Origin of the sequence: Bradyrhizobium sp. KB893862 SZCCT0404, assembly GCF_018130885.1 — a bacterium.
GTDB lineage: Bacteria > Pseudomonadota > Alphaproteobacteria > Rhizobiales > Xanthobacteraceae > Bradyrhizobium > Bradyrhizobium stylosanthis.
In genome coordinates, this window is record NZ_JAFCLT010000001.1 from 1,564,381 (window position 1) to 1,584,651 (window position 20,271).

Genomic DNA, 20,271 nt, shown 5'->3' on the forward strand with positions numbered 1-20,271 from the left:
GCTGTCGGTGAATGCGGACGCGATCCGACGACGCAAGCCGCCCATCAGAACCAAAGGCTCTACAGAGCCTCTTGTTTGTTCACGATCCGACTCCGCTTCGTTCGCAAAGCACGAATCGCGACTGCGCAAATCGGCTGCGCGCAAGTGTTAAGATGAGATTGCCGCGACGCTATCGGTTCATGCGTTCGCGATCACGACCAGCGGCCGCACCCGGTAGGCATCGATGGCGGCGTTCGACAGCAGCAGCCTGCGCTTCTCGCCGCGCAGCATCATGCGGTCGATCCTGTTCAGGATGAAGCGCGCCGATTCCCTGTGCTCGCCCGTGAGCAGGCCGGACTGGTCGAGATATTTCCAGGCAATCTCGAACGACTGTGCGCGCAGCTGGAGGTCGGTCATATCCGCACAACGTCGGCGCGGAACGGATGTTCCTGATTTCGGCGGGGCGCAATGTGGCGCGCGGTGTCCGCAGGCGCTAATCCGTCTGCTCATCCTCGCGACGCTCGCGGGCAAGCTGGTGCCACGCGATGGCGAGCTCGATGAGCCGTTGCCGGTCAGGGCCTTCGGCCGCCGCGGCGCGCTTCATTGCGGCCTCAGCTTCGTGCTGCGGGTCGTACTTGTTACACATGAGGCCGATTGTAGCCCTCTGATCTGGACAAGTGCGTGGCAATTTCGTCCGTATGATTGCGGAGAACGGGCGTTGTCGCGAGGGATTTCGGCACGCTCAGATTGTGGCGGATAGGAAACTTCACTCGCGGTTTCAGCAGTGTCCTCGACGCACGTGAACGAAGGTTCGTCGGCCTTCGGACCCATCTGTGAATTGCATCACAGCGGACGTCCGGCGCGTCGCGGTAAACATCGTCTCAACGCTTCCAGGAAGCGCAAGACGGCGTGGGAGGTCTTCCCGTCATGAGACAGGACGCAGCGGCTCAAGCCGGCATTCCGGCACAGCGACAGAGGCCCGATCTGTTCGGCCTCGCCTGCCTTGCGACCATCGGCATCGTAATGCTGGCCTGGATCGCAGGCCTGGTCTGGGGCGCGATGGCCTTCTTCAACTGGCTCGTGGCCTGACGCGCGATCGGCTCGCATCCGCGCGGCGGAATCGGCCTGTGCGAAAAACAAAAGAGGCGGGCTTTCGCCCGCCTTTTCGATTCACATCCTGCGCAGGAAGCTCAGTAGCAGGCGCGCGGATCGGCCTGGACGTACTGCCCGTTCGGATAGCGGTAGTAGCAATTGCCCTGGGCCACGTAGTAGCCGGGGCGCGAGGCGGCCGTCGCGCCGGCGATGGCGCCGGTCGCGCCGCCGATCACGGCGCCTGCGGCCGCGCCCGTCGCGTTGCCCGAGATCAGGCCCCCGAGCACACCGCCGACAATGGCCCCGCCCAGCGCGCTCGCGCCCGGATCGGCCGGCGGAGGCGGAGGTGGCGGCTCATAGGCGACCGGAGGCGGCGCCGGGGCATAGGCCACCGGCACGTCGTCGTAATATTCCTCCGAAATGTAGCCGGGCGGACCGGCCATCCGCTGCGGATAATAGTACCAGACGCCGCCAACGTCCCACCACCAGCCGGAACGGCCGTTATGGACTTCGCGGCGCCAGCGCCCGCCCTCCCAGGCGAGGTTGCCGCGATAGGCATGTCCGCCCCAGTCGCGCGCCGGCGCGGGGCCACGCGCGTAGTTGCGGCCGGGCGGCGGTCCGCCGGCCTGGTGCGGGCCGGGACCGGGGCCGCCAGCGTGAGGCTGACCACCGGGCTGCGGCGCCGGCCGGGCCGCCTGCTGCGGCGGAGGACCCTTGCGCATGTTCTGATTGGCCTGCGGCGGCGCACCGGCGCCCTGACCGGCCGGCGGCGGGCCTGCGTCCCTTGGCGGCCTCGCCTCCTGCGCCTGCGCCTGCGCCTGCGCCGAGAGCGCGAGCAACGACATGGCCGAAACCATGGGAATGATGATCTTGATGCGGCTGGACGCACTCATGCGTGCTTGACCCCTACTCTCTCTGCCGTGGTCCCCGCGCAATAGACGATTCGTCCAGCGCCGGGCTGATGCCGGCTGACATAACTGACTTTCTTGATCGGCCAAGTCCCGTTACAAATGGTTAAGATCACGGCAATTTTTCGGCCCGGCGAGGCCGCGGACGGCATCACGCAGCGCCTAGCGTGCGGGCTCGATCACGTTGCAATTGGTCCGCCCCGACATCAGGCAGTCCTGCATCTTGCTCGCCGAGGTCAGATCCCGGGCGAGCCACCAGCCGACGCCGAGGATCACAATGGCAATGATCAGCCCGGCGATGGCGCCGCGGCGATTATCAGCGGCTGGAGGTCGCGGCGGGGTTCTGGGCTTCTCGCCCGGATCGGGCTTGGACGTGGCCTTGGAAGCGGCCTTCGAAGCGGTCTTGGACTCGGACTCGGGCATGGCGACCTGATTGCGCGGGCGAGCCGGCTTTAGCACCTCTGCGGCGTGGCGTCACATCCGGGTTTACCGGTCCGGCTCAACCGCGGGTCTGGCGGATCGCGTCCTTGCGTGAGGTCTCGACAGCCGGGATTGCCTGCTGGGCGCGCGGTGCGCAGGTCGTGAGCACGAAGGCCGTCTGGCTGCACTCCCAGCCGGCGCCCAAAACGGTGTTCTCGACCGGCTGCGGACGGGCAAACAGCAATGCGGCCCCCGCCAGCGCCGCCACCACGAAGGTGAGCGCAAGCGCCTTGAGGCCTAGGCGGAAAATGGTCATGCCCGAGCTCCGTCTCGTCTTGGGGCGGACGCTAGGCGCGGCGTCGGGTGCCCACTATGAGGGACATCACAATTCGGCAGTTTTTCGGGGCTACGAGAGATCGTCGGGGCGCGATTTTTCGTCTACCTGATCGGCTGCGATTATGGGTGGCTTCGCGACGCGCGCCGATGTACACGCTTCTGCGTCGCGTGGCGCCTGCTATGCCCAGCCGACGTACCAATTGAAGTGATGTAGGATCGAAAGCGAGGAAGACAAGGCTCGTCCATGAGTGGATTCAGGGAACCCGGCTTCGCAGACCGGCAAAAGGCGGCGCAGGACGCACGCAAAAATCTTTTGAACAAATTCAAGTCGCAGCCGGGCCAAGACGATCCGGCGGTGGCGGCACGCCGCGCCGAGCGCGAGGCACTCGCGGCCAAGCGCGCCGAGACCAAGGCCGCGCGCGAAGCCGAAAAGGCCGAGCAGAAGCGCGTCGCGGAAGAAGCCGCAGCCGCGGAAGCCGCGCGGATCGCCCGCGAAGCCGAAGAAGCGGTTGCCAGGCAGGCCGAACTCGAGGCCGAGCAGAAGGCCAAGCGCGACGCCCGCTACGCCGCCCGCAAGGCGAAGCGCAAGTAGCGGTCGCCAAGCCATCTTCGCGAAGTCACCTTCGCAAAGTCACGTTCAATTGAACTTGAGCTGAAGCATATTCCAGGGCGGTCCACGTGGCCGCCCCAGAATTTTTGACGTGAGCCCGCGCGCGCCTGTGATCGCTGCCGCGCGCGCGGACGACGGCCAAGATCAGTTCTTCTTCATCATCCCGTCGTCTTTCTTCATCCCGTCCTTCGACATGTGATCCTTCTTCATGCCGTCGTCCTTGGACATGGTGTCCTTCTTCATGCCGTCCTTGGACATCGTGTCCTTCTTCATCATGCCGTCGTCCTTGCCCATCTTGTCCTGGGCAAAAGCCGCCGGAGACAGCGCGAGGCCGAGCGAGACAACGGCAGCCGAGACGCCGAGCGCGATACGGGTACGAATGGTCATGGATCGTCTTCCCTTCGAGATGTGTTTGTCAGCGACGGACGCCGCTATCTGATCTCGACGGATCGACGGACGGATTTGTTACGGCGCGCAGATAATTTCTCCGGGCCTCCGCGCATTCGCCGCAATCACGTTCGCGATATCCGGCCTCCATTCGGAGGAGTGTCGACGGCAAGTGTGCAGCGCAGCAAGACCGGCCCTTGCCGCGGCATTCGGTCTCGAACTATCAGATGAGAGAACATCGCCTCAAAGACCGGCTAGGATGGGCCCGAACGCCGGTCTGGCAAGACCCGACCCAAATCACGCCAACAAGAACAGTCCAAAGAACCGTCCAAGGGGATTACACCATGATTACGCGCCGCCATCTGATCGCGACCGCTGTCGCCGCACCCGCCATCCTGCGCTTCGGCACCGGTACCGCGCATGCCGCCACCACGCTGAAGATCTCGCATCAATTCCCCGGCGGCACCATCGACAAGGGCGACTTCCGCGACCGGCTGTGCCGCATGTTCGCCGCTGAAGTCGCCAAGCGCAGCAACGGCGACATCGCCGCCGAGATCTATCCGAACTCCTCGCTGATCAAGACCAACGCGCAGTTCTCCGCGATGCGCAAGGGCGCGCTCGACATCTCGCTGTATCCGATGCCCTATGCCGGCGGCGAGCTGCCGGAAACCAATATCGGCCTGATGCCCGGCCTCGTCACCACCTACGACCAGGGCATGCGCTGGAAGAAGGAGCCGGTCGGCAAGGCGCTCTCCGACTTCCTCGCCGACAAGGGCATCATCCTGCTCACCTGGGTGTGGCAGGCCGGCGGCGTCGCCAGCCGCTCCAAGCCGATCGTCGCCCCCGAAGACGCCAAGGGCATGAAGGTGCGCGGCGGCTCGCGCGAGATGGACATGGTGCTGCAGACCGCCGGCGCCTCGGTGCTGTCGGTGCCCTCCAACGAAATCTACGCGGCGATGCAGACCGGCGCGTGCGATGCCGGCATCACCTCCTCCACCAGCCTGATCTCGTTCCGCCTCGAGGAAGTCGCGAAGTCGCTGACCTCGGGCGCCGGCGCCTCCTACTGGTTCATGCTCGAGCCGTTGATGATGTCGAAGGCGATCTTCGACAAGCTGCCGAAGAACCAGCAGGACGTGCTGCTCTCGGTCGGCGCCGAGCTCGAAGCCTTCGGCCGCAAGGGCGCGCAGGACGACGACGTCGAGGTCGCCAAGGTCTACGAGAAGGCCGGCGCAAAGGTCTCGGCGCTCGATGCCGCGACCGTCGGCAAGTGGCGTGACATCGCCCGCGACACCGCGTGGAAGGATTACGGCGCCAAGACCGCGACCGCGGCCAACCTGCTCAAGCTCGCCACTGACGTTGCGGCATGAGCCACGGTCCGCTTCCGGATCGTGACGACCAGGCGAGCGTTGCCGCAGGGACCGGCCCTGCGGCGGCGATCGATCGCGGTCTCGCCGTCCTCAACAGCATCATCGTCGTGTTCGCGGCGATCGCCCTCGTCGCGGCCTGCGCCATCCTGAGCTACAGCGTGCTGAGCCGCGCGCTGTTCAAGGCCGCCAATTACTGGCAGGACGAGGCCGCCGTGTTCCTGCTGGTCGGCGCGACCTTCATGACAGCCGCCTATGTGCAGCAGAACCGCGGCCATATCGGCATCGAGGCATTCGTCGGCCTGCTCTCGCCGTTCGCCAACAAGGTCCGGCTCTGGCTGGTCGATGTCGCGACGTTCCTGTTCTGCGCTTTCTTCACCTGGAAGTCCTGGACGCTGGCCCATGAAGCCTATGTCGACGGTCAGGTCTCGAATTCGATGTGGTCGCCGCCGCTTGCCATCCCCTATTCGCTGATGGCACTCGGCATGAGCCTGCTCTGCATCCAGATCCTCGTGCAGCTTGCGCTGCCTTTCGCTGGAGCCAGGCGGCCATGAGCGTTTTCGGTATCGGCCTCGCCTATGGCATCGCGACGCTCGTCATCATGTTCTCGGGCATGCCGATTGCGTTTGCACTGGGTGCCGTCGCGGTCGTGTTCATGGGCATCTACATGCCCACTGCGTCGCTCGATACGGTGACGCAGAACGTCTACGAGGAAATGGCCTCGATCACGCTGCTGTCGATCCCGCTCTTCATCCTGAAGGGCGCCGCGATCGGCAAGTCACGCGCCGGCCAGGATCTCTACTCGGCGCTGCACGCCTGGCTGCATCGCGTGCCCGGCGGCCTCGGCGTCGCCAACGTCTTCGCCTGCGCGCTGTTTGCGGCGATGGCGGGCTCATCGCCCGCGACCTGCTCGGCAATCGGTTCGGCCGGCATCCCCGAGATGCGCAAGCGCGGCTATTCCGGCGGCTTTGCGGCCGGCATCATCGCCGCCGGCGGCACGCTCGGCATCCTGCTGCCGCCTTCGATCACCATGATCCTGTTCGCGGTCGCCGCGGAAAAGTCGCTGGGACGGCTGTTCCTCGCCGGCATCGGGCCCGGCCTGCTGCTGGTCTCGCTGTTCGGCTTCTACGCCGTGTACCGCTTCCGCCGGGAATATGCGGCCGCGGAAGCGATCTACAAGAACGGCGGCCCGGAGGCGCCGATCCTCGCCCGCGACGAGTACACGCTGGCCGAGCGCTTCAGCGTGCTGCCGCGCGTGATCCCCTTCGTGCTGCTGCTCACCGGCGTCATGATCGCGCTCTATGGCGGCTACGCCACGCCGTCGGAGACCGCCGGTCTCGGCGGCCTGCTCGCCCTGGCGCTGATCGCTGCGATCTACAGCGTGTGGCGCCCGAGCGACCTCGCCCCGATCATGAAGTCGACGATCCGGGAATCGACCATGCTGATGATGATCATCGGCATGTCGCTGCTCTATTCCTACGTGATGAGCTATCTGCACATCTCGCAATCTGTCGCCGAATCCATCGTCGCGATGCACCTGCCGCGCTGGGAGCTGCTGTTCGCGATCCTCGTCATGGTCGTCGTGCTCGGCTTCTTCCTGCCGCCGGTCTCGATCATCCTGATGACGGCCCCGATCATCCTGCCGCCGCTGCGCGCCGCCAATTTCGACATCATCTGGTTCGGCGTGGTCATGACCATCGTGATGGAGATGGGCCTGATCCATCCCCCCGTCGGCCTCAACATCTTCGTCATCCGCAACGTCGCGCCGGATATTCCCCTGCGCGAGGTGATCTGGGGCACCCTGCCCTTCGTGCTGCTGATGATGTTCGCGGTGCTGCTGCTCTGCTTCGTGCCTGAAATCTCGACCTGGCTGCCGGATCTCGTGATGGGACCGGACGGGAGCAGATAGCGACAAACCAAAAGTGCCGTAGGATGGGTAGAGCGCAGCGAAACCCATCGTCTCCCCGCGCGGACGGAATTGATGGGTTTCGCTGCGCTCTACCCATCCTACTGGCTGCTTCCCCGGAAACGAACAGTGGTGGGTTACGCCTTCGGCTAACCCACCCTACGAGAGCTACGGTCTCTCCTTCCGCCGCCCTTTCGGCGCGATCGCCACGACCTGCAGCAGATCCTTGCGCACGGCCTCGATGTGCCGCTCCAGGAAGCGGCAGGCCTCCTCGACCTTCTGCGCCCGACACAGCGCGATCAGATGGGCGTGCTCCTTTTCGGCCGTCCCCATCGCCTTGGTGTTGGAGAGCTGCAGGCGCGTGTAGCGGTCGCTGGTCTGGAGCAATGACAGCACGATCGCGCGCGTGCGCGGCTGCGGGGCGTGCATATAGAGCGCCAAATGGAAGTCGGCGTTGAGCTGGCCCCAGTCGCTGACATTCTTGGCCTTGATGGCCTTCTCGAATTGCCTGTGGATGTCGTCGAGTGCTTCGAAATCTTCGGCGGAGAAATGCGGCGCCGACTGCGCCAGCAGGCGCGGCTCCAAGATACAGCGCAGGTCGAACACGTCGTTGATCTCGTCCAGCGACAGCTCGGAGACGATGGCGCCTTTTTGCGGGACGATGCGCACCAGCCCTTCGGCCTCGAGCTGGAACAGCGCCTCGCGCACCGGGATGCGGCTGACGCCATAGGCATCGCCGAGCGCATCCTGGCGGAGCTGCGAGCCGGCCGGATAGGTGCCGTCGAGGATCGCCTGCCGGAGCTGGTCGACGATCGCAGCCGACAGGGTGCGATGTTTCAGAGGCTGTTTCATCTGATCGTCTGCTGTCCTTCCCGACTCGTCCGGCCGACGCGGTCCCTGTCTTGCATGTTGCGGCGCGCGACAAAAGTGCGGAGCCGGGCAAAAGCCCGTGCCCAGCAAAAGCGCGCCCTGCCTCCGGATTGACCGCAATCTCCGTTTGACACCCCAAATGTATAAATTATACATTTGGCAATCGCACGACAAATCTTCGGGGGTTGGGGCTTTCTTCATGATCGAGCAGACGATGCCGGCCACGCGCGCGCTCAGCCTCCGACGTACGGTCGTCCGGATGTCGGGTGCCCTGCTCGCCTTCGAGCGTCTGGCGCTGATGGGCCTGATGTACCTGCTCACCGGCCTGATCCTGGTGAACGTCGTCACCCGCTATGCGCGTTTCCCGATCTACTGGATCGACGAATCCGCCGTTTATTGTGTGGTCTGGCTCACCTTCATCGGCGCGTCCGCGATGACACGGCTGCGGCTCGACTTCGCGGTCACCATGCTGACGGAGCGTCTTTCTCCGCAGCACCAGAAACTTGCAAAGGTGATCTCGACCGGCCTCGTCGTGGTGTTCGGCGTCGCCCTGACCATCACCTGCGTGCTCTGGATGGATCCGGTCGGGCTCGCGCGTGCCGGCTTCGACGGGCGCAAGCTCGCGGCCGAGACCTTCAACTTCCTCTACACCGAGCGTACGCAGACGCTGAACTGGCCGACCTGGGTGCTCTATCTGACGCTGCCGATCTTCGCGGTGTCGATGACCGTGCACGGCCTCGCCAACCTCCTGGAAGATCTCGGGCTGGTGCCGCGCACCCCGCCGAAAGGCTTCGAGCTCTCCGAGCTCGACGGGGTCAACTGATGATCACCTCAGCCGCCTTCGTCGCGATCATGCTGGTCGGCGTGCCGATCGGGCTCTGCCTGTGCCTTGCCGGCCTCGTCTACATCGCGGCATCAGGCAATCCCGTGCTGTTCCAGTCCTATCCGCTGCAGCTGTTCGGCGGCGTCGACAGCTACGGCCTGATCGCTATCCCGCTGTTCATCCTGATCGGCGAGATCATGAACGGCGGCGGCATCACGCGGCGCATCGTCGACATGGCGATGGCCTTCGTCGGCTCGCTCAAGGGCGGGCTCGCCTACGTCAACATCCTCGCCAACATGTTCATCTCCTCGATCCTGGGCTCGGCGACCGCGCAGGTCGCGATCATGGCCCAGATCATGGTCCCGGAGATGGAGAAGAAGGGCTACGACAAGACCTTTGCGGCCGGCCTCACCGCCTATGGCGGCATGCTTGGCCCGATCATCCCGCCCTCGGTGATGTTCGTGGTCTACAGCGTGCTGGCGCAGGTTTCGGTCAGCGACATGCTGATCGCCGGCATCGTGCCGGGCGTCATCCTCACCGTAATGTTCTGCCTCGTCATCGCGCTGATGGGATACATGTACAACTATCCCCGCGCCGACTATCAGACGCCGCGCCAGCGCCTGATGACGATCCTGCGGACCTCGCCGACGCTGCTGATCCCGATCGTCATCGTCGGCACGATCCTGAGCGGCCTCGCCAACGCGACGGAATCCGCCGCCGTCGGCGCGGTCGCCGCGGCGCTGGTCGGCAAATACTGGACCAAGGAATTCGAGTTCTCGCAGCTGCCGCAGATGATGCTTCGCAGCGGCATCTATTCCGCCATCGTGCTGTTCCTCGTCGCAGCCGCGGCCGTGTTCTCCTGGGTCCTGATCTTCGGCAAGGTGCCGCAGGAGACCGCCGGCTGGATCCAGTCCGCAGCCAAGGACCCGGTCAGCTTCATGCTGATCTGCAACGTCATCCTGCTGATCATCGGCACCGTCATCGACGGCATTCCCGGCCTGATCATGACCGTGCCGATCCTGCTGCCCGTCGCAACCGACGTCTACCACATCGATCCCCGGCACTTCGGCGTCGTGGTGGTGATCAACCTCGTGCTCGGCCTTTTGTCGCCGCCGGTCGGGCTCTGCTTCTTCGTCGCGGCCGCCGTCACCGGCGCCAAGCCCGGCAAGATGTTCATGGTGACGCTGCCGTTCTTCGTCATCTCCTGCGTCCTCCTGGTGCTGCTCTCGCTCTATCCCTCGCTCTCGCTGATCCTCATCAAATAGGCCCGTTCAAAAGGAAGCCCGACCATGCCGCTTTCACGCCGCCGCTTTCTCGCCGCCAGTGCCGCCGCTTCGGTGTTCGCGCCGTCGCTGGCGCTCGCCCAGGCCAAGGAATTCCGCCTCGGCCTGATCACGCCCAACGGCCATTCCTGGAACAAGGCCGCGCTCAAATTCGGCGACGAGCTCAAGGCCGCAACCAACGGCCGCCTGACCCTGACCGTGTTCCACTCCGGCCAGCTCGGCAACGAGCCTGCGATGATGCAGCAATTGCAGTCCGGCGCGCTCGACATGGGCTTCATCCAGGCCGCCGAGCTCGGATCGCGCGTGCCGCATATCGCCGCGATCAACGCGCCCTACATTGTTCGCTCGACCCCGGCGGTGGCGAAATTCGTGCGCCACCCGGCGGCGGTGAAGCTGTTCGATGTGCTGCCGCAGGAGACCGGCACGATCGGGCTCGGCTGGGGCATCACCGGCATGCGCGCGGTGTTCTCGTCGAAGGACCTGAATTCGCTCGCCGACATCAAGGGCATGAAGCTGCGCATCAACCCGACGCCGGTCTATCGCGACTTCTATTCCTCGCTCGGCGCTGCGCCGACGCCGATCCCGACGCCGCAGGTGTTCGACGCCATGGCCAACGGCCAGGTCGACGGTCTCGAGGCCGATCTCGAATTCTCCTGGAACCAGCGCTTCGACAAGGTGTCGAAGGTGATCCTGCAGATGAACGCCGTCTTCATGCCGATGGCGGCGGTCGTCTCCGGCCGCGTCTGGCAGTCGCTCCCCGCGGCTGACCGCGAGCTGATCACCAAGACGATCAAGACGACGCTGGACGCGCAGATCGACGAACTCGCCGGCAACGAGCCGGCACTGATCGAGAATTTCAAGAACGCGCCGATCCCGATCCGCCAGGTCCCGGCCGGCGACACCGAAGCCGTCATCGCCGAGTTCGACAAGATCTGGCTGCCCAAGGCCCCCGTTCTCGCCGAACTGCGCAAGGTCGGCGCAACGCTCTGATCCTGCCCGCCATCCGCTTCACAACTGCCGGCGGCGCCAGCCCCCCGCCGGCCTTTTCATCTGGAGAAAAACAATGAGCCGCCGCGTTTCCTGGGAAGGTGTCTTCCCGGCCGTCACCACCCAATTCCACGACGATCTCTCGCTCGACATCGACGCGACCGCGAAGGTGATGGACGGTCTGATCCGCGACGGCGTCTCCGGCCTGATCGTCTGCGGCTCGGTCGGCGAGAACACCTCGCTGGAGCGCAAGGAGAAGGTCGCGATCATGGAGACGGCCAAGTCCGTCGCGGCCGGCCGCGTGCCGGTGCTGTGCGGCATCGCCGAATTCACCACGGCGTTCGCGGTCGAGACGGCCAAGGAAGCCGCGCGCGTCGGCATCGACGGCGTGATGGTGATGCCGGCCCTGGTCTATTCGTCCAAGCCGCACGAGACCGCCGCGCATTTCCGCGCCGTCGCCAGCGCGACCGACCTGCCGGTGATGCTCTACAACAACCCGCCGATCTACAAGAACGACGTCACCCCCGATATCCTGGCCTCGCTCGCCGACGTCGAAACCGTGGTCTGCTTCAAGGACTCTTCGGGCGACACGCGCCGCTTCATCGACACCCGCAACATGGTCGGCGACCGCTTCGTGCTGTTCGCCGGCCTCGACGACGTCATCGTCGAGAGCGTCGCCATGGGCGCAGTGGGCTGGGTTTCGGGCATGTCGAATGCCTTCCCGCGCGAAGGAGAGACGCTGTTCCGCCTCGCCAGGGCCGGCCGCTTCGCCGAGGCGATGCCGCTCTACGAATGGTTCATGCCGCTGCTGCATCTCGATGCGCGCCCGGACCTCGTCCAGTGCATCAAGCTGTGCGAGCACATCATGGGCCGCGGCACCGCGCTGACCCGCCCGCCCCGCCTCGCTTTGCTGCCGCAGGAAAAGGCCGAGGTCGAGGCCATGATGGCCAAGGCGCTGAAGAACCGGCCGCGCCTGCCCGATGTCGGCCTGAAGGCCGCTTGAGCTAAGGTCTTGCAGGGTGGGCAAAGCGCAGCGTGCCCACCACCTGGCGGTGATTGCGAACGATGGTGGGCACGGCGCGTTGCGCCTTTGCCCACCCTACGGGGGCTGTTTCCATCGTCATTGCGAGGAGCGCAGCGACGAAGCAATCCAGACTGTCTCCGTGGAAAGACTCTGGATTGCTTCGCTGCGCTCGCAATGACGGAGAACTACGTCGCCGCCCGCTTCTTCTTCGCGTTCAGCGCGGACGCCACGCGGCTCACCGGCGGCTTGCCCAGCACGGTTCCCATCGCGTTCGTTGCCGCCAGCAGCTTCTCCATGTCCACGCCGGTCCTGACGCCCATGCCCTCGAGCATGTAGGCGACGTCCTCGGTCGCGACATTGCCGGTCGCGCCCGGCGCGTAGGGACAGCCGCCGAGCCCGCCGGCGGCGGCGTCGATGACGCGGACGCCTTCCTCCAGGCCGGCATAGAGATTGGCGAGCGCCTGCCCGTAAGTGTCGTGGAAATGCATCGCAAGCTTTGCCGGCGGGATGTTGGCGGCAACCGCGCGCAGCATGTCCTTGGCTTTGCTGGGCGTGCCGACACCGATGGTGTCGCCTAGCGAGATCTCGTAGCAGCCGAGATCCCACAGCGTGTTGGCGAGGTCCGCAACCGCCTTCGGCTTGATCTCACCGTCGAAGGGACAGCCGAGCACGCAGGAGATATAGCCGCGGACCGGCACGCCATCGGCCTTGGCGCGCGCCAGCACCGGCTTGAAGCGTTCGATGGACTCCGCGACCGTGCAGTTGATGTTGGCGCGCGAAAAGCCCTCCGAGGCCGCTGCGAACACGGAAACGACCTTCGCGCCGGCGGCGCGCGCGGCGTCATAACCCTTCTCGTTGGGCACCAGCACGTGAAATTCGGCGCCTTTCACATGGGCGACGCCCCGCAGCACGGCATCCGAGCTTGCCATTTGCGGGATCGCCTTGGGTGAGACGAAGGCGCCGACCTCGACCGTGTCGAGGCCGGCCGCCACCAGCGCCTCGATGAAGGCGATCCGGGCCTCGACGCTGACGGGCGTCTTCTCGTTCTGGAGGCCGTCGCGCGGCCCCATCTCGATGATGCGGACGGGATCGCTCATCTCATTCTCCCGATGGTTCGACCACGGCGAGCTCGATGCCTTCCTGGACGATGTCGCCGACCTTGCACTTGATCGACTTCAGCACGCCGGCATAGGGCGCACGCAGCGTCTGCTCCATCTTCATCACTTCCAGAGTGAGGATCGGCGCGCCCTTGTCGAGCTTGGCCCCTTCCTCCGCCAGCACGGCGACGACGGTGCCCGGCAGCGGTGCGGCGATCTTGTCCTCGCCGGTCTGCTCCTCGGTCTCGCCGCCGAACTGATCCACCCAGTGCAGGTCGAAGCGGCCGTTGCGCGTGCGCAAATACAGCTCATGGCCGGCGATCACGGCCGCGACGGACGATTTGACGCCGTCGAGCGTCAGGTCGAACCCGCCATCCTTCGCCGCGATCGTGAACGCCAGCTCGCGCTCGCCAATCACCAGCGTCGACGGCCCGCTGCCGTAGTTCAGGGAGATCTTCTGCTCGGGCCCATGTCCGACGCGGAAGGAAAAATTGCGCTGACGCCGGCCCACCGGCTGCCAGCCAAAGGTTTGCCACGGTGAATTCACTTGCCCTTGCGCAGCCTGCCGCTCCTCGTTGACGATCGCAGCCACCGCGGCGCAGAGCTCCAGCTCGCCGGGCGCGGGGGAAGCCGAGGTCAGGACCGTCAGCTCGCGCTCGATGAAGCCGGTGTCGATCGCGTTGGTCCGCACCTTCGGGTGCGTGATCAGCGCGGAGAGGAACGGGATGTTGGTGACGATGCCGCGAACGTCGGACTCTTCCAGCCCGCGGTTCAGCCGGTCGATCGCGACATCGCGCGTCGGCGCCCACGCGATCATTTTTGCCAGCATCGCATCATAGTACGGCGAGACGCTGTCGCCTTCGCGGTAGCCGGCGTCGACGCGCAAGCCGCCGGTCTCGGCCGGCAGCCGCCAGGTCGAGATCTTCCCGACCGACGGCATGAAGTTCTTGGTCGGGTTCTCCGCGTAGACGCGCGCCTCGACCGCGTGGCCGTTGAGCTTGATCTCGTCCTGCTTCAGGGGCAGCGCCTCGCCGAAGGCGACGCGGAGCTGCCATTCGACGAGGTCGATGCCGGTGATCAGCTCGGTCACGGGATGCTCGACCTGGAGGCGCGTGTTCATCTCGATGAAGAACACGTCCTTGCCGTCGGAGACGAACTCGATGGTGCCGGCGCCGACATAGTTCACTGCCCCCGCCGCCTTTCGCGCGGCGGCGCAGACCGTCTCGCGCTGGGCAGCGTTGAGCGTCGGCGACGGCGCCTCCTCGATCACCTTCTGGTGCCGGCGCTGCAGCGTGCATTCGCGCTCGAACAGCGAGAGCAGATTGCCCTGGCTGTCGCCGATGATCTGCACCTCGATATGCCGGGGATTGTCGACGTATTTTTCGATTAGCATGCGGTCGTCGCCGAACGCGGCCTTGGCCTCGCGCTTGGCACTGACGATCGCGGGGCCAAGCTCGGCGGCCGAGCGCACGATGCGCATGCCGCGGCCGCCGCCGCCGGCGGAGGCCTTGACGAGAACGGGGAAGCCGACCTTCTCGGCCGCCTTCGCCAGCGTCGCATCGTCCTGGGCGTCGCCGTGATAGCCCGGCACCAGCGGCACGCCGGCCTTCTCCATCAGCGCCTTGGAGCCGGATTTCGAGCCCATGGCGGTCATCATCTCGGCGGTCGGGCCGACGAAGACGAGCCCGGCATCGTAGCAGGCCTGGGCGAATTCGGCGTTCTCCGACAGGAAGCCGTAGCCGGGATGCACGGCCTCGGCTCCGGTCTTGCGCGCGGCCTCGATCAGCCGTTCGACATTGAGATAGCTGTCGCGGGCTCTTGCCGGCCCGAGCAGCACGGCCTCATCCGCGAGCGCGACATGCATCGCGTCGCGATCGGCCTCGGAATAGACCGCGACCGTACGCAAGCCCATGGCCCGCGCGGTGCGGATGACGCGGCAGGCGATCTCGCCGCGGTTGGCGATCAGGAGCGTGCGAAAACGGCGGTAGAGCTTTGAGCGGTCCATCGCATCACATCCTGAACAGGCCGAACTTGGTGGGCTCGATCGGCGCATTCGCCGCCGCCGAGAGGCCGAGGCCGAGCACGAGGCGGGTGTCGGCCGGGTCGATCACGCCGTCGTCCCATAGGCGCGCGGTCGCGTAATAGGGATGGCCCTGGCTCTCATATTGCGCGCGGATCGGCTCGCGGAATTTGTCTTCCGCTTCCTTCGACCAGCTATCGCCCTTGGCCTCGATATTGTCGCGCCTGACCTGGCTCAGCACCATCGAGGCCTGCTCGCCGCCCATCACCGAGATGCGCGCGTTCGGCCACATCCAGAGGAACCGCGGCGAGTAGGCACGGCCGCACATGCCGTAATTGCCGGCGCCGTAGGAGCCGCCGATCACGACGGTGAATTTCGGCACCGAGGCGGTCGCAACCGCCGTCACCAGCTTGGCGCCGTCGCGCGCGATGCCACCGGCCTCGTATTTCTTTCCGACCATGAAGCCGGTGATGTTCTGCAGGAACACCAGGGGGATGCCGCGCTGGCAGCACAGCTCGATGAAATGCGCGCCCTTCAGCGAGCTTTCGCTGAAGAGAATGCCGTTGTTGGCGATGATGCCGACCGGATAGCCCCAAATGTGGGCGAAGCCGCACACCAGCGTCGTGCCGTAGAGTTTCTTGAACTCGTCGAATTCCGAGCCGTCGACGACGCGGGCGATGATGTCGCGGACATCGAACGGCTTGCGGCCGTCCACGGGGACCACGCCGTAGATCTCCTCCGCCGCAAACAGCGGATCACGCGGGGGATGCATGTTGAGGTTCGGCCGCACCGACGGCTTCAGCGTGCCGACGATGCGGCGGGCGATGCCGATCGCATGGGCATCGTTCTGGGCGTAGTGATCGGTCACGCCCGACTGCCGCGAATGCACATCGGCGCCGCCGAGCTCTTCCGCGCTCACGACTTCTCCGGTCGCCGCCTTCACCAGCGGCGGGCCGCCGAGGAAGATCGTGCCTTGATTGCGCACGATGATGCTCTCGTCCGACATCGCGGGCACATAGGCGCCGCCGGCGGTGCAGGAGCCCATCACGATCGCGATCTGCGGAATGCCCTGTGAGGACATCTGCGCCTGATTGTAGAAGATGCGGCCGAAATGCCGCTCGTCCGGAAAGATCTCGTCCTGCAACGGCAGGAAGGCGCCGCCGGAATCGACCATGTAGACGCAGGGCAGATTGTTCTGCCGCGCAATGTCCTGCGCGCGCAGATGCTTCTTCACGGTCATCGGGTAGTAGGTGCCGCCCTTGATGGTGGCGTCATTTGCGACGATGACGCATTCGCGGCCCGAGATGCGCCCGACGCCGGTGACCACGCTCGCGGAATGCACGTCGCCGCCATAGAGGCCGTAGGCCGCCAGCGGCGACAGCTCGAGGAACGAGGTGCCGGGATCGACCAGGAGGTCGACGCGCTCGCGCGCCAGCATCTTGCCGCGTGAGGTGTGGCGATTGCGCGAGGCCTCGCCGCCGCCGCCGGCGACCTGGGCGAGCTTTTCGCGCAAATCCGCGACCAGGCCGCGCATGGCCTCGGCGTTGCGTGCAAAATCTGATGAGGACGGATCGATGCTGGAATGGAGCGGCATGCAGGTCCCGGGTGGCTGGTGAGGTCTGAGAGGCCGCGGACAGGTTGGACCAGTTCCGCGGCAATTCCAATTGGGAGGAGCTTAGGCGGTCTCCGCCATCAGCTCGCGGCCGATCAGCATGCGCCGCACCTCGGATGTGCCGGCACCGATCTCGTAGAGCTTTGCGTCGCGCCACAAGCGCCCGACGGGGAATTCGGAGGTGTAACCGACGCCGCCCAGCGCCTGGATCGCCTCGCCGGCCATCCAGGTCGCCTTCTCCGCGGAATAGAGGATCGCGGCGGCGGCGTCCTTGCGCAAGCTGCGGGCATGATCGGCGCGGTCGCAGGCGCGTCCGACCGCATAGACATAGGCCCGCGTGGCCTGCCAGGTCGCATACATGTCGGCGAGCTTGCCCTGCATCAGCTGGAAATCGCCGATCGGCTGGCCGAACTGCTTGCGCTCGTGCATGTAGGGCACGACAGCGTCCATGCAGGCCGCCATGATGCCGAGCGGGCCGCCCGAGAGCACCGCGCGCTCGTAGTCGAGGCCGGACATCAGCACCTTCACGCCCTCGCCCACCTTGCCCATCACGTTCTCCTCGGGCACCTCGCACTCGTCGAAGAACAGCGGATAGGTGTTGGAGCCGCGCATGCCGAGCTTGTCGAGATGCTGGCCGTGGGTGAAGCCCTTGAAACCCTTCTCGATCAGGAAGGCGGTCATGCCGCGCGGGCCGGCCTCCGGATCGGTCTTGGCGTAGACAACCAGCACGTCGGCATCGCCGCCATTGGTGATCCACATCTTCGAGCCGTTGAGCACGTAGCGGTCGCCGCGCTTGTCGGCGCGCAGCTTCATCGAGACCACGTCGGAGCCGGCGCCGGGCTCGGACATCGCGAGCGCGCCGACATACTCGCCGGAGATCAGCTTGGGGAGATAGCGCTGGCGCTGGGCGTCGTTGCCGTTGCGGCGGATCTGGTTGACGCAGAGGTTGGAATGGGCGCCGTAGGACAGCCCCACGGCCGCCGAGCCGCGCGAGATCTCCTCCATGGCGACGACATGGGCGAGATAGCCCATGCTGGAGCCGCCATATTGCTCCGGCGCGGTCATGCCGAGCAGGCCGAGGTCGCCGAAGCGCTTCCACAGGTCTGCCGGGAACAGATTGGCTTTCTCGATCTCGGCCGCGCGCGGGGTGATCTCCGCCTCCACGAAGGCGCGGAGCGTGTCGCGCAGCATGCCGATGTCTTCGCCCAGATCGAAATCGATGCTCGGGATGTTCAAGGCGATTCCTCCGTAATTTGAGACCGAACCTAGCGGGGAGCCGGCCCTCTTGCGGTCGAAAAGGTTGCATTTTCCGCCAAACTTGGCGAGGATTTTCGGATGCCTTTTCAGGTCGCAACCGCAGTTCCGCGCCGCGCCGTCACCCCCGCCGCCTTCGTCCGCGGCGTGGTGGCCGCCTATGCGCGCTACGGCCGCGATCCGGCCGAGGCCCTCAGCCGGGGCCAGGTGGCGCCGGACCTCGTCAATTCCCCGGACGGACGGGTCACCGCGGCCCAGTTCGAGGCCCTCGCCGGCCATGCCATGCGCGAGCTCGACGACGAGGCGCTGGGCTGGTTCTCGCGCCGGCTGCCATGGGGCACCTATGGCATGCTGTGCCGCGCCTCGATCACGGCACCGACGCTGGAGGTGGCGCTGAAGCGCTGGTGCCGACATCACCGCCTGCTCACCGAGGACGTGCTGCTCGACCTCGCCGTCGGCGAGGAGACCGCAACGGTGACCATTCGCGAGCTGCGCGACCTCGGCGCCTTCCGCGAGTTCTGCCTCGTCACCCTGCTCCGCTACGTGCTCGGCTTCTCCTGCTGGGCGGTGGATTCCAGGATCGCGCTGCGCGCCGCCGAATTTCCTTTCCCGGAGCCCGGCCACGTCTCGGTCTATCCGACCATCTTCTCACGGACCATCCGCTTCGATGCGGCCCGGGCGGCCATCGTGTTTGACAAGCACTATCTCTCGCTGCCGCTGACGCGCAGCGCCGCCGATCTCGACAACATGCTCAAGGGTGCGCTCAGGCTGACCGTGCTGCCCTATCGGCGCGACCGCCTGCTGGTCGAGCGCGTCCGTCGCGTGCTGCGCAATGCGCGCGGGCGGGTGCTCGGCGCCGAGGACGTCGCAAGCGAGCTCGCGCTGTCCACCCGCACCATGCATCGCCGCCTGCGCGAGGAGGCCACCTCGCTGCGCGATCTCAAGGAAGAGGCAAAGTTCGAGCTGGCAAAGCAGGAGCTGATGCGCGGCCGCACGCCGATCAAGCGCATCGCGGAGATCGCCGGATTCCGCAACGAGAAAAGCTTCTCGCGCGCCTTCCGCAGCTGGACCGGCGCCTCTCCACGCGAGTTTCGCGGCCGCTACAGGTAAGGCGCGCACGCGCCTGCCCGCCATAAATTGACGGCCCCCGAGATCGCTCTCGGAGGCCGCAATGTCCCGGATGAGGTATCAGTTAAGACGTTTAGTTCTGCGCGCCCGAGCGAACCTTGGGCTGCTTCGTCTGCTTCGGCTGGAACGCAAGCGCGTCGTTGCTGGTCTTCGCGCCACCGGCCTGCGAGCACGAGCCGCCGATGCCGCCGGCCGCCTGACGGCAGGCTTCCATGGTCGGATAGCCGCAGCCATGCGCGGCCTGGGCGCCGTTGGTGATGCAGTAATCCTCGGCCTGCGCGGCCGGCGCGGTCATCATCAGAAACGCAGAGGCGAACAGCGTCGCAGCGGAGGCGACGAACGTCTTCGAAATCGAGGTCATGTTGTCTTTTTCCTGGCTCAGGGTCCCACAAAAGAGTCCTCCGCATGCGACGCAGGCGCGAGGTTCACACCTCGGATGTAGGCCGCCGTCAGGAACCGACAATCACGGTTCGGCGCATTGCAGGACTTCCCAAATCACATGTCAAAATTAGGTGAGTTACTAAGCAGTATAATTCGGCTTTTGTGAAATCCCGATTCGCACGGCGCGGCCCGGCTAGCCCGCCGGCAGCGCCGCCACCTCCTGCAACGGCAGCGGCACGTCCTTGGCAACGCCGAGCACGGGGAAGCTGCGGACGTTCTTGACGTTCGGCATGGCCGCGAAATGCAATAGCTGCTGGCGCATGCTCTCGACGCTCGGAGCCACGCATTTGAGGAGATAGTCGGTGTCGCCCGAGATGCGCCAGCACTGCTGGATGCGCGGGATTACGGCGATCGAGCTCTCGAACGCCTCCAGCACCGGCTGGGCCTGGCTGCCGAGCTGGATCGAAACGAACGACACCACCTCATAGCCGAGCCGCCGCTCGTCGATGACGGCGCGGACCGCCCGGATCACGCCGCGGCTGAACAGCGATTTCAGCCGCCGCAGGCAGTTCGGCGCGGACACGCCGACGCGCAGCGCCAGCTCGTTGTTGCGAACCCGCCCGTCCTCTTGGAGCTCGGCAAGTATCTTCAGATCGACGCCGTCGAGCTGGTCACGCCCCGCCATCCCCTGCCCTCGTCATGGTCCCGTCACGCGAGGCAGCGAAGCACGGGGCGGAAGGGGTGCCAAGGGGCTGGAGCTGCACATGGCGCGCCCGCGCGCGAGCAGAAT

Annotated in this window: 22 protein-coding genes; 10 read left to right on the forward strand and 12 right to left on the reverse strand. The window is 65.8% G+C overall.

Translation table 11 applies throughout. The features are described from left to right. Positions 1-177: 177 nt before the first annotated feature. Positions 178-396, reverse strand: coding sequence for a hypothetical protein (locus tag JQ617_RS07760; protein WP_212025652.1), 219 nt, complete (start codon positions 394-396; stop codon positions 178-180). Between the two features lie 510 nt (positions 397-906). On the opposite strand from JQ617_RS07760, the gene JQ617_RS07765 reads away from it, so the two are divergent. Beyond that, a complete protein-coding gene (locus tag JQ617_RS07765) occupies positions 907-1,068 on the forward strand; it encodes a hypothetical protein (RefSeq protein ID WP_212025654.1) in 162 nt (53 codons plus the stop codon). A 101-nt stretch (positions 1,069-1,169) separates the two neighbouring features. On the opposite strand, the gene JQ617_RS07770 is transcribed toward JQ617_RS07765, so the two are convergent. From JQ617_RS07770 to JQ617_RS07780, 3 genes are all read right to left on the reverse strand, one after another. Further along, positions 1,170-1,964: a hypothetical protein gene (locus JQ617_RS07770; RefSeq protein WP_212025656.1), complete on the reverse strand. Its 795-nt coding sequence runs from the start codon at positions 1,962-1,964 to the stop codon at positions 1,170-1,172. A 177-nt stretch (positions 1,965-2,141) separates the two neighbouring features. Next, the gene (locus tag JQ617_RS07775) at positions 2,142-2,402 is read right to left on the reverse strand and encodes a DUF2273 domain-containing protein (RefSeq protein ID WP_212025658.1); all 261 of its coding nucleotides are present in this window, start codon (positions 2,400-2,402) and stop codon (positions 2,142-2,144) included. Positions 2,403-2,478: 76 nt separating this feature from the next. Further along, positions 2,479-2,715 (reverse strand): hypothetical protein, encoded by a 237-nt coding sequence (locus JQ617_RS07780; RefSeq protein ID WP_063683614.1) that lies wholly within the window; start codon positions 2,713-2,715, stop codon positions 2,479-2,481. Between the two features lie 264 nt (positions 2,716-2,979). Between JQ617_RS07780 and JQ617_RS07785 the strand changes: the two genes are divergently transcribed. Beyond that, positions 2,980-3,327, forward strand: a complete 348-nt coding sequence (locus JQ617_RS07785; protein WP_212025660.1) for a DUF6481 family protein — start codon at positions 2,980-2,982, stop codon at positions 3,325-3,327. A 162-nt stretch (positions 3,328-3,489) separates the two neighbouring features. On the opposite strand, the gene JQ617_RS07790 is transcribed toward JQ617_RS07785, so the two are convergent. Further along, positions 3,490-3,732, reverse strand: a complete 243-nt coding sequence (locus JQ617_RS07790; protein WP_145659668.1) for a pentapeptide MXKDX repeat protein — start codon at positions 3,730-3,732, stop codon at positions 3,490-3,492. A gap of 344 nt (positions 3,733-4,076) precedes the next feature. Here JQ617_RS07790 and JQ617_RS07795 point away from each other — a divergent pair, with 344 nt between their 5' ends. From JQ617_RS07795 to JQ617_RS07805, 3 genes are read left to right on the forward strand one after another with little or no spacing between them, the layout of a single operon-like run. Beyond that, entirely contained in the window at positions 4,077-5,099 is a 1,023-nt protein-coding gene (locus JQ617_RS07795; protein ID WP_212025662.1) for a TRAP transporter substrate-binding protein, read from the forward strand. Next, entirely contained in the window at positions 5,096-5,650 is a 555-nt protein-coding gene (locus JQ617_RS07800; RefSeq protein ID WP_063683619.1) for a TRAP transporter small permease, read from the forward strand. Before JQ617_RS07795 ends, JQ617_RS07800 begins: the two co-directional genes overlap by 4 nt. Then, positions 5,647-7,005: a TRAP transporter large permease gene (locus JQ617_RS07805; RefSeq protein WP_212025665.1), complete on the forward strand. Its 1,359-nt coding sequence runs from the start codon at positions 5,647-5,649 to the stop codon at positions 7,003-7,005. The genes JQ617_RS07800 and JQ617_RS07805 overlap by 4 nt, the downstream gene beginning before the upstream one ends. A gap of 165 nt (positions 7,006-7,170) precedes the next feature. On the opposite strand, the gene JQ617_RS07810 is transcribed toward JQ617_RS07805, so the two are convergent. After that, positions 7,171-7,854, reverse strand: coding sequence for a GntR family transcriptional regulator (locus tag JQ617_RS07810; RefSeq protein WP_212025667.1), 684 nt, complete (start codon positions 7,852-7,854; stop codon positions 7,171-7,173). 217 nt (positions 7,855-8,071) lie between these two features. Here JQ617_RS07810 and JQ617_RS07815 point away from each other — a divergent pair, with 217 nt between their 5' ends. The 4 genes from JQ617_RS07815 to JQ617_RS07830 all read left to right on the forward strand — a co-directional run bounded on the left by JQ617_RS07815 (position 8,072) and on the right by JQ617_RS07830 (position 11,968). Continuing rightward, a complete protein-coding gene (locus tag JQ617_RS07815) occupies positions 8,072-8,695 on the forward strand; it encodes a TRAP transporter small permease (RefSeq protein WP_502754867.1) in 624 nt (207 codons plus the stop codon). Continuing rightward, entirely contained in the window at positions 8,695-9,960 is a 1,266-nt protein-coding gene (locus JQ617_RS07820) for a TRAP transporter large permease (RefSeq protein ID WP_063683622.1), read from the forward strand. Before JQ617_RS07815 ends, JQ617_RS07820 begins: the two co-directional genes overlap by 1 nt. A 24-nt stretch (positions 9,961-9,984) precedes the next feature. After that, positions 9,985-10,968: a TRAP transporter substrate-binding protein gene (locus JQ617_RS07825; RefSeq protein WP_212025669.1), complete on the forward strand. Its 984-nt coding sequence runs from the start codon at positions 9,985-9,987 to the stop codon at positions 10,966-10,968. A 73-nt stretch (positions 10,969-11,041) separates the two neighbouring features. After that, positions 11,042-11,968 carry a dihydrodipicolinate synthase family protein gene (locus tag JQ617_RS07830; RefSeq protein WP_063683624.1) on the forward strand — a complete coding sequence of 309 codons (927 nt, stop codon included), beginning with the start codon at positions 11,042-11,044 and terminating at the stop codon, positions 11,966-11,968. A gap of 206 nt (positions 11,969-12,174) precedes the next feature. Here JQ617_RS07830 and JQ617_RS07835 read toward each other — a convergent pair whose 3' ends face one another. The 4 genes from JQ617_RS07835 to JQ617_RS07850 all read right to left on the reverse strand — a co-directional run bounded on the left by JQ617_RS07835 (position 12,175) and on the right by JQ617_RS07850 (position 17,954). After that, positions 12,175-13,086 carry a hydroxymethylglutaryl-CoA lyase gene (locus JQ617_RS07835; protein ID WP_212025671.1) on the reverse strand — a complete coding sequence of 304 codons (912 nt, stop codon included), beginning with the start codon at positions 13,084-13,086 and terminating at the stop codon, positions 12,175-12,177. Position 13,087: 1 nt separating this feature from the next. After that, a complete protein-coding gene (locus JQ617_RS07840) occupies positions 13,088-15,091 on the reverse strand; it encodes an acetyl/propionyl/methylcrotonyl-CoA carboxylase subunit alpha (RefSeq protein ID WP_212025673.1) in 2,004 nt (667 codons plus the stop codon). A 4-nt stretch (positions 15,092-15,095) separates the two neighbouring features. Next, complete coding sequence (locus JQ617_RS07845) at positions 15,096-16,700, reverse strand: carboxyl transferase domain-containing protein (protein WP_212025675.1); 1,605 nt, start codon at positions 16,698-16,700, stop codon at positions 15,096-15,098. Positions 16,701-16,781: 81 nt separating this feature from the next. Next, entirely contained in the window at positions 16,782-17,954 is a 1,173-nt protein-coding gene (locus tag JQ617_RS07850; RefSeq protein ID WP_063683629.1) for an isovaleryl-CoA dehydrogenase, read from the reverse strand. A gap of 99 nt (positions 17,955-18,053) precedes the next feature. On the opposite strand from JQ617_RS07850, the gene JQ617_RS07855 reads away from it, so the two are divergent. Beyond that, positions 18,054-19,082, forward strand: a complete 1,029-nt coding sequence (locus tag JQ617_RS07855) for an AraC family transcriptional regulator (protein ID WP_212025676.1) — start codon at positions 18,054-18,056, stop codon at positions 19,080-19,082. Between the two features lie 91 nt (positions 19,083-19,173). On the opposite strand, the gene JQ617_RS07860 is transcribed toward JQ617_RS07855, so the two are convergent. Further along, entirely contained in the window at positions 19,174-19,461 is a 288-nt protein-coding gene (locus JQ617_RS07860; protein ID WP_212025678.1) for a DUF3551 domain-containing protein, read from the reverse strand. A gap of 213 nt (positions 19,462-19,674) precedes the next feature. Next, complete coding sequence (locus JQ617_RS07865; protein WP_212025680.1) at positions 19,675-20,166, reverse strand: Lrp/AsnC family transcriptional regulator; 492 nt, start codon at positions 20,164-20,166, stop codon at positions 19,675-19,677. Positions 20,167-20,271: the final 105 nt, after the last annotated feature.

Bases quoted from the DNA above. Each gene is read 5' to 3' on its own strand.
- JQ617_RS07760 (WP_212025652.1), bottom strand. From the start codon at position 396: ATGACCGACCTCCAGCTGCGCGCACAGTCGTTCGAGATTGCCTGGAAA.
- JQ617_RS07765 (WP_212025654.1), top strand. From the start codon at position 907: ATGAGACAGGACGCAGCGGCTCAAGCCGGCATTCCGGCACAGCGACAG.
- JQ617_RS07770 (WP_212025656.1), bottom strand. From the start codon at position 1,964: ATGAGTGCGTCCAGCCGCATCAAGATCATCATTCCCATGGTTTCGGCC.
- JQ617_RS07775 (WP_212025658.1), bottom strand. From the start codon at position 2,402: ATGCCCGAGTCCGAGTCCAAGACCGCTTCGAAGGCCGCTTCCAAGGCC.
- JQ617_RS07780 (WP_063683614.1), bottom strand. From the start codon at position 2,715: ATGACCATTTTCCGCCTAGGCCTCAAGGCGCTTGCGCTCACCTTCGTG.
- JQ617_RS07785 (WP_212025660.1), top strand. From the start codon at position 2,980: ATGAGTGGATTCAGGGAACCCGGCTTCGCAGACCGGCAAAAGGCGGCG.
- JQ617_RS07790 (WP_145659668.1), bottom strand. From the start codon at position 3,732: ATGACCATTCGTACCCGTATCGCGCTCGGCGTCTCGGCTGCCGTTGTC.
- JQ617_RS07795 (WP_212025662.1), top strand. From the start codon at position 4,077: ATGATTACGCGCCGCCATCTGATCGCGACCGCTGTCGCCGCACCCGCC.
- JQ617_RS07800 (WP_063683619.1), top strand. From the start codon at position 5,096: ATGAGCCACGGTCCGCTTCCGGATCGTGACGACCAGGCGAGCGTTGCC.
- JQ617_RS07805 (WP_212025665.1), top strand. From the start codon at position 5,647: ATGAGCGTTTTCGGTATCGGCCTCGCCTATGGCATCGCGACGCTCGTC.
- JQ617_RS07810 (WP_212025667.1), bottom strand. From the start codon at position 7,854: ATGAAACAGCCTCTGAAACATCGCACCCTGTCGGCTGCGATCGTCGAC.
- JQ617_RS07815 (WP_502754867.1), top strand. From the start codon at position 8,072: ATGATCGAGCAGACGATGCCGGCCACGCGCGCGCTCAGCCTCCGACGT.
- JQ617_RS07820 (WP_063683622.1), top strand. From the start codon at position 8,695: ATGATCACCTCAGCCGCCTTCGTCGCGATCATGCTGGTCGGCGTGCCG.
- JQ617_RS07825 (WP_212025669.1), top strand. From the start codon at position 9,985: ATGCCGCTTTCACGCCGCCGCTTTCTCGCCGCCAGTGCCGCCGCTTCG.
- JQ617_RS07830 (WP_063683624.1), top strand. From the start codon at position 11,042: ATGAGCCGCCGCGTTTCCTGGGAAGGTGTCTTCCCGGCCGTCACCACC.
- JQ617_RS07835 (WP_212025671.1), bottom strand. From the start codon at position 13,086: ATGAGCGATCCCGTCCGCATCATCGAGATGGGGCCGCGCGACGGCCTC.
- JQ617_RS07840 (WP_212025673.1), bottom strand. From the start codon at position 15,091: ATGGACCGCTCAAAGCTCTACCGCCGTTTTCGCACGCTCCTGATCGCC.
- JQ617_RS07845 (WP_212025675.1), bottom strand. From the start codon at position 16,700: ATGCCGCTCCATTCCAGCATCGATCCGTCCTCATCAGATTTTGCACGC.
- JQ617_RS07855 (WP_212025676.1), top strand. From the start codon at position 18,054: ATGCCTTTTCAGGTCGCAACCGCAGTTCCGCGCCGCGCCGTCACCCCC.
- JQ617_RS07860 (WP_212025678.1), bottom strand. From the start codon at position 19,461: ATGACCTCGATTTCGAAGACGTTCGTCGCCTCCGCTGCGACGCTGTTC.
- JQ617_RS07865 (WP_212025680.1), bottom strand. From the start codon at position 20,166: ATGGCGGGGCGTGACCAGCTCGACGGCGTCGATCTGAAGATACTTGCC.